Annotated in this window: 4 protein-coding genes and 2 tRNA genes; 1 reads left to right on the top strand and 5 read right to left on the bottom strand. The window is 41.4% G+C overall.

Annotation, left to right across the window (positions count from 1 at the left end; translation table 11 throughout):
• Positions 1–99 precede the first annotated feature (99 nt).
• From QZV86_RS13010 to QZV86_RS12995, 4 genes are all read right to left on the bottom strand, one after another.
• Positions 100–173, bottom strand: a tRNA-Gly gene (locus QZV86_RS13010).
• A gap of 92 nt (positions 174–265) precedes the next feature.
• Positions 266–350 (bottom strand) — tRNA-Tyr (locus QZV86_RS13005).
• Between the two features lie 151 nt (positions 351–501).
• On the bottom strand, positions 502–1,479 hold the full coding sequence (locus QZV86_RS13000; protein ID WP_295628970.1) for an ABC transporter permease: 978 nt from the start codon (positions 1,477–1,479) through the stop codon (positions 502–504).
• Positions 1,480–1,500: 21 nt separating this feature from the next.
• Positions 1,501–3,687, bottom strand: a complete 2,187-nt coding sequence (locus QZV86_RS12995) for an ABC transporter substrate-binding protein (protein ID WP_295628968.1) — start codon at positions 3,685–3,687, stop codon at positions 1,501–1,503.
• Positions 3,688–3,824: 137 nt separating this feature from the next.
• Between QZV86_RS12995 and QZV86_RS12990 the strand changes: the two genes are divergently transcribed.
• Complete coding sequence (locus QZV86_RS12990) at positions 3,825–4,610, top strand: SDR family oxidoreductase (RefSeq protein WP_295628965.1); 786 nt, start codon at positions 3,825–3,827, stop codon at positions 4,608–4,610.
• A 26-nt stretch (positions 4,611–4,636) separates the two neighbouring features.
• Here QZV86_RS12990 and QZV86_RS12985 read toward each other — a convergent pair whose 3' ends face one another.
• Positions 4,637–6,520: a SurA N-terminal domain-containing protein gene (locus QZV86_RS12985; protein ID WP_295628962.1), complete on the bottom strand. Its 1,884-nt coding sequence runs from the start codon at positions 6,518–6,520 to the stop codon at positions 4,637–4,639.
• Between the last annotated feature and the right edge of the window lie 122 nt (positions 6,521–6,642).

Genomic DNA, 6,642 nt, shown 5'->3' with positions numbered 1-6,642 from the left:
CGACCTCTCCCTTACCAAGGGAGTGCTCTACCACTGAGCTACATGGGCAAGCATATACACAAACAACCAATAACCATATAAATTGATACCACCCAAACCTGGAGCGGGTGAAGGGAATCGAACCCTCGTCGTAAGCTTGGAAGGCTTCTGCTCTACCATTGAGCTACACCCGCGCTACAAACCCTATGAGAAAGCGAAAAATCGATCCGCCAAAGCAGAACATCCATTCCCTAAAGCCAATTTACTACTATACTACTTCCTAACTTGGTGGAGGGGGAAGGATTCGAACCTTCGAAGGCAGAGCCGTCAGATTTACAGTCTGATCCCTTTGACCGCTCGGGAACCCCTCCGAACGAAACGGGGGATTATGAATATATTACCCTCATAAGTCAATCTTGTTTTATATGGAGACAATATAAAAGACCAATAATATTTCAAAAATCACTTCTACAAACCAGAAATGCGCAACTTAACGAATTCTATCGCCCAAAAGAATCAAACCTAAGTAAGTCGAATTCTTGGATCAACAAGCGTATAAGAAATATCGGTTAGGATCAGGCCCACGATATAAAGCATTGAACCCAGAAAAACCATTGCCCTGACAATTGCAAAATCCTGTGAATTAATTGCATCAATGGTATAACTGCCAAGCCCCGGAATACCGAAAAAAGATTCGACCAGTAAACTGCCCAGAAACAATAGAGGCACGACAACAACCGCGCCGGTTAGAATTGGAATTAATGCATTTTTGAGTACATGTCTGAATAAGACAATACGCTCCGATAACCCTTTTGCTCTGGCTGTACGTACATATTCTTTATTCATCTCCTCTAAAAATATTGTGCGATACCAACGAACATGAGACCCGGCACTACTAACAACTCCAATCAAGACAGGCAACAACAAAAACTTTGTTGCGTCTAATCCAGTTCCATAACCCGATATTGGGACCCAATGCCATAATTTACTTACCACAAACTGCCCAACAATAATATAAAATAAGCTCGAAATCGACATCAGTGCCACACATATAACCACCCCCCAGAAATCGATATAAGTGGCACGAAAAAAAACGATCAGCAACGCAAAAGTAATATAAACAAGCAACCCCAATACAAATACCGGCAGCGCAATTGCAAGACTTGGCATCATGCGTGACTTAATTTCCCGCGCAATATCCCGCCCATCATCCGAACGTCCAAATTCAAAAACAAACATTGAAATTGATTTCTCAAAGAAAATCGTATTCGTCAGCTTTTCCAACTTCTCGACTTCAGAATTAAACAATAGAGGCTTATCGTAACCTCGCTCAACTTTCCATTTTTCAATTGCTTCAGGCGTAACATACTTAATACCCAATTGCATGCGCGCCATATCATCAGGTGTATTCACTACAAAAAATAACGTAAATGTAAGCAAATTGACCCCGATAAGTATCGGTATCGCATAAAACAAACGTCTAACAATATAACTTAGCATTATCAGTAAATTGCTGTGAATTTAGGCTTTACGTACTGCAGTACTACTTTCGTGACGACGAAACGCTCCTACAGCGGGAACAAAACTAATCATCAAAATAATTGGTATCAATGCAATAGGCCAAAATACCGGCTCATTCCATTCACGACGCTTAGCCTCTCTTAAATTGGCATCAATTTTAAAATATTTGATATTATTATTTGATATTCTGTTTGGTTTAACATTCTGATACCAAGAATGATACAAACCATAATCTTTTGGATGATATCCCCACAACCAAGGCGCATCGTAACGCAATATCTCTACCATGCGATCTATAATCAGTTGTCGCTCCGACCCATTCTCCATATTTTTCATTTGCTCAAACAACTGATTATATTCAGTGTTATCATAATTTACAGCATTCTCACCACTATCTCCGACCTTTCGTTGAGGTCCATATAATAAAAACAAGAAATTCTCCGGATCAGGGTAATCTGCATTCCAACCCCATTCGAAGATTTGTGCATTGCCTTTTCGAATTTTGTCTTGAAAACGATTGTAATCTGTGCTTCTAACTACCAATTGTATATTTAGTTTTTGGAATTGTTTACGCATCCAATCGAGCTTTGATCTGTCTTCAGAACTGCGCGCCGTCACATCAAAATACAGAATTAATGGCGCTCCCGTTTTTCGATCAATCCCATTTGGGTATCCCGCCTCTGCAAGCAAAACCTTTGCAGTTTGGATTGATTTTCGCTGTGGCTGACCATCAATCCAGTCATATACTATCGGGTTGATACCTTCTCGGCCATCGCGATAGCCTACAATACCCGGCGATATTGGGCTTTGTGCGGGTATTCCTCGACCATTCGCAAAAATTGAAATAAATTCTTCATAATCAACAGCAATCGAAATTGCTTGCCGAAGCTTTCTAGCTGATTCACGCTCACGCTCATTTCTTCCTCCCACCACAGGATCCAGCATATTAAAACCCATGTAGTAAGTGGATACCGCCACAGTTGTTTCCAATCTGATCCCTTGCTCTTCCATTTCTTCGGTAACTGTCGCTTCCCCTTGCCCGACTAGCTGAACCGCCTGATCAAAACTGTCTGAACCAATACCACTGGCATCATAATATCCTTGCATGAATTTATTCCACCTTGGAATGCTTTCTTTTTCTCGGGTATAAATAACTTTGTCGATAAATGGCAATTTCTTCCCCGCATCCTTGAGCAGTCCATTCTCTTCATCTCCTGGCATACCCACTGTCGGATAGTATTCGTCGTGAAAGTTTGGATTTTTTTCTAATACCATGCGCAGATTGGGATCGTTCTCAGTGAGCATATATGGGCCTGTACCAACCGGATACCAGTCTAGCGTTATGTTTTTTTGCATTAATCCCAGCTGCGAATAAAAACGATCTGCTTCCCAAGGAATCGGCGCAAAAAAAGGCATCGCCAACCAATAGAGAAATTGAGGATACTTCCCATGTATTTTTATACGATAAGTATATTTATCGATTACTTGAACCCCCTCTAATCGATGCTTCCTCAAGTCTAAGTATATTTCTCCCTCTGGTAAATTCAGTTCTGCACTTTTCAACGCAGCTGCATATTCCTTTAACCCCACTATATAATCCGCCATGAGCCCATATATTGGAGAATGCAATCTTGGATGAGCCAGACGCTTAACCTGATACACATAATCTTCGGCCTCCAACTCCCTATTATCTGTATATGCAAAATCGGATAGCTTAAATATCGATGTTAATGTTTGCTCGTTCAGTGCATGATATAACCAATTATCTTGCCCATCCGTCACGAAAGCTGGGTGAGGTTGATAGAAAATCTCAGGTTTAATCGAGATCTCATAAACACTATAAACAATATCGTTGGAATGCGTCTCATCCGACAATTGGTTACCTTCAGCATCGAAATATTTCACAATGGGCATTTCTTTCGCAGTTGCTGGGATCAAAACAAAAGGCCTTTTCAAATAATGATATTGCAGTGGAGGTTCGTAAATCTGGGCAGTAAACTGGATTTCATTTGAACTGTAGGATTGCACTGGATCAAGATGCTTAGGACGTTCAGCAAACACACTATAAAGAATATTTTCCCCTGCATCTGAAGCGGCATAAGGATTATTCCAAATATTCTCACCACATGCAGCTAGTTGTACAGTAGTAACAATCAGTAACCAGAACTTAATTAATAAAAATTTCATTGCAAATCCGACTTTCCAGAATTTGTTTAAAGTCACTAATGATACTCGCATCTTCAACTTATTCTTGTGTTTAACGCCATCTTACTCAGCCCTTCAGCTATAATTTGTCAAAATACTCAATCTTACAAGGAAAATTTATGGGATTTCTCGCCAATAAACGTGTACTCATTACAGGACTACTCAGCAACCGCTCAATAGCTTACGGTATCGCGAAGGTCATGAAACAAGAAGGTGCATCATTAGCTTTTACTTATCAAAGCGAAGAGCTTCATGGACGAGTTGAAAAGTTAGCCGCTGAATTTGACAGCAGTTTACTATTTCCCTGCAATGTAGCTAGTGACGATGAAATCTCAATGTGCTTTGAGCAACTGCAAAAACATTGGGATGGATTGGATTGCATCATCCATTCGATTGCCTTTGCACCCCGTGAAGCTCTAAATGGAGATTACCTGGGAAGTGTTGATAGAGAGGCTTTTCGAATTGCACACGATATCACCTCCTATAGTTTCTCAGCCCTTGCGAAAGCTGCTCAGCCCTTAATGCAAGATAGAAATGGTGCTCTTTTAACATTAAGTTATTTAGGTGCTGTTCGTGTCATGCCCAATTACAATGTAATGGGATTAGCCAAAGCCAGCCTTGAAGCAAATGTTCGTTTCATGGCTTCCAGCTTGGGTCCAAAAGGAATACGTGTTAATGCCATCTCTGCCGGCCCCATTAGAACTCTGGCAGCCTCCGGCATTGGAAATTTTGGAAAATTGTTAGGATATACCGAAAAGGTCGCGCCGCTCCGACGTAATGTCACTATCGAAGAAGTTGGCAATGTCGCCGCTTTCTTATGCAGTGATCTGGCTAGTGGCATTACCGGGGAGATAACTTATGTAGATGCAGGCTTTAATACAGTCGCATTCAATCTCGGTGATTAACCACAATTAGAATGCTGAAATAGCAATCAAAAACTATTTTGTTTAATTTTGACTTCATATCGTTGTCTGATTGCAGCCAGATACGACGACATTTCTTCTTGCGTTATCATCTGCTGCAATTGCTTAGTAAAATTTTCAAGCGTAGTTCTTTCATCTGGTTCAGGCTCTACTACCTTGCTAATTTGTATCAAATTAAATCCGCCCTCTGGATTAACCACGCCGGTATAGGCAGGAAGCTCATCAACTTCTGCTCTAAAAATAGCCCGTAAAGCCTCATTATCTAATCCCTGCGGCTGCATATAAGAAATCGACTGCGTATCATCCCAAGCAACATCATCAAGAACCTCTCCCGCCTGTAATCTAATAAGCCTTTCTTGTCCTTCCGCAACAGCCATTGATGCAGCCATCTCGTGCTTGAGTTTTTCCACAATCTCATCTCTTACAACTGCCAATGACTGCGCTGTAGCCGGTTTGTATTCAATAATACGAGCAGAAACGAATGTATCAGGATCTACTTCGATAGCTTCCGTATTACGGCTATTTAAAATAACATCATCTGAAAAAATTGCTGTCAGCAAATTTTCATTGGAAAGAACCGCGGGATCTATTGAATCCCTTGTAATCCAGTCACTCTTTTCTATGGTTAACTCAAATTTTTCTGCCGCTGCTTGCAGACTTTCACCCTGCTCATAAACAACATTACTAAAGTCCTCGGCAATCTCACCAAAAACACTTTCTACCATTTCTATCTTAAGCGTATTCTGAATTTGCTCACGAACTTCCTCTAGATCTGGGTGCCGTTCTTCCTTGATTGCAGTTAATTTAATTATATGCAGACCAAAATCTGTTTCTACTATGTCGCTGATTTCATCCGGTTGCATTGAAAAAATTTTATCCTCAAAGGATTTAACCATGACACCACGGCTAAAGAAACCAAGATCGCCTCCCCGCATTGCTGAACCGGGATCATCTGAATGCTCTCCAGCGATTTCTGCAAACTGATCTGGATCCTGCTCAACCTGCTCCAAAATTTTCTCAGCCTTACCCCGCGCTATTTGTTTTTCTTCCTCTGGCGCGTCCGCAGACACGCTGATTAATATATGGCTAGCCTTGCGTTCTTCAGATTGACCAAACTCCGATTGATGCTCTGAAAAATAGGTATTGACCGCTTCGTCACTCACGAATTCGTTTTTTGCTACCGCACCCAAAGATAAAACCAGATATTCAACTTTGGCTCGTTCCGGCAAATCAAAATCTGTCTTATGCTGCTCATAATAAGCAGAAACATCTGCTTCTCCAGGCACTGCTTGGGAGAGAAATTGATCCGATGCAATTTGTGATTGACTGATTTCACGTCGCACCTCACTCAGGTATTGCACTCTCTCAGCGATAGTGCTTGGCGTAATCGCATTTTCACTATATCCATCCAGCAGCTGTTGCAACAATAGTTCTTGGCGCACACGTGATTCGAATATCTCGGGTGTAAGACCTTGGTTACGCAACAATTCTTCGTATTGCTGCTTGGAAAATTTATTATTCTTTTGGAATGCCTGTACATCTTGAATTGTCTTGATTAACTGTGAGTCCAAAACAACAAAGCCATTTTTTACAGCTTCTTGCTGTAATAATCGCTGTTGAATCAGCCTTTCAAGCACAGAGTTTCTAACTTCAAAATTATCAAGCATCGCGCTATCGAAATTTGCACCAAGCATACCCCGCAGCCGTTCATGATGATCACGTAGTGCTTGTTCATACTCGCGCCGGGAAATTTCATCACCCTCGACGATTGCAACATAGCCTTCGCCACCATCGCTCCGATAAGATTCCACGCCCCAGAACATAAATGGCAACACCGCCAAGCCCAGAATCACTTGAACGACACGTTTTTTTCGGTTAACTAGATCAAACACAATTAGAGTCTACGAAAATAATTTTAGCGGAAAAAACTCGGAGAATTTATAATCTATTACTTATTTTTTGGCGGAGTGGACGGGACTCGAACCCGCGACCCCCGGCGTGACAGGCCGGTATT

Source organism: uncultured Nitrosomonas sp. (assembly GCF_902826915.1).
In the GTDB taxonomy this organism is placed as follows: Bacteria; Pseudomonadota; Gammaproteobacteria; order Burkholderiales; family Nitrosomonadaceae; genus Nitrosomonas.
The sequence above is the reverse complement of the archived record's forward strand: the minus strand, read 5'-3'. Positions and strand labels throughout refer to the sequence as shown.

What these genes read in the sequence shown, in the direction of transcription:
- QZV86_RS13000 (WP_295628970.1), bottom strand. Translation starts at nt 1,479, where the DNA reads ATGCTAAGTTATATTGTTAGACGTTTGTTTTATGCGATACCGATACTT.
- QZV86_RS12995 (WP_295628968.1), bottom strand. Translation starts at nt 3,687, where the DNA reads ATGAAATTTTTATTAATTAAGTTCTGGTTACTGATTGTTACTACTGTA.
- QZV86_RS12990 (WP_295628965.1), top strand. Translation starts at nt 3,825, where the DNA reads ATGGGATTTCTCGCCAATAAACGTGTACTCATTACAGGACTACTCAGC.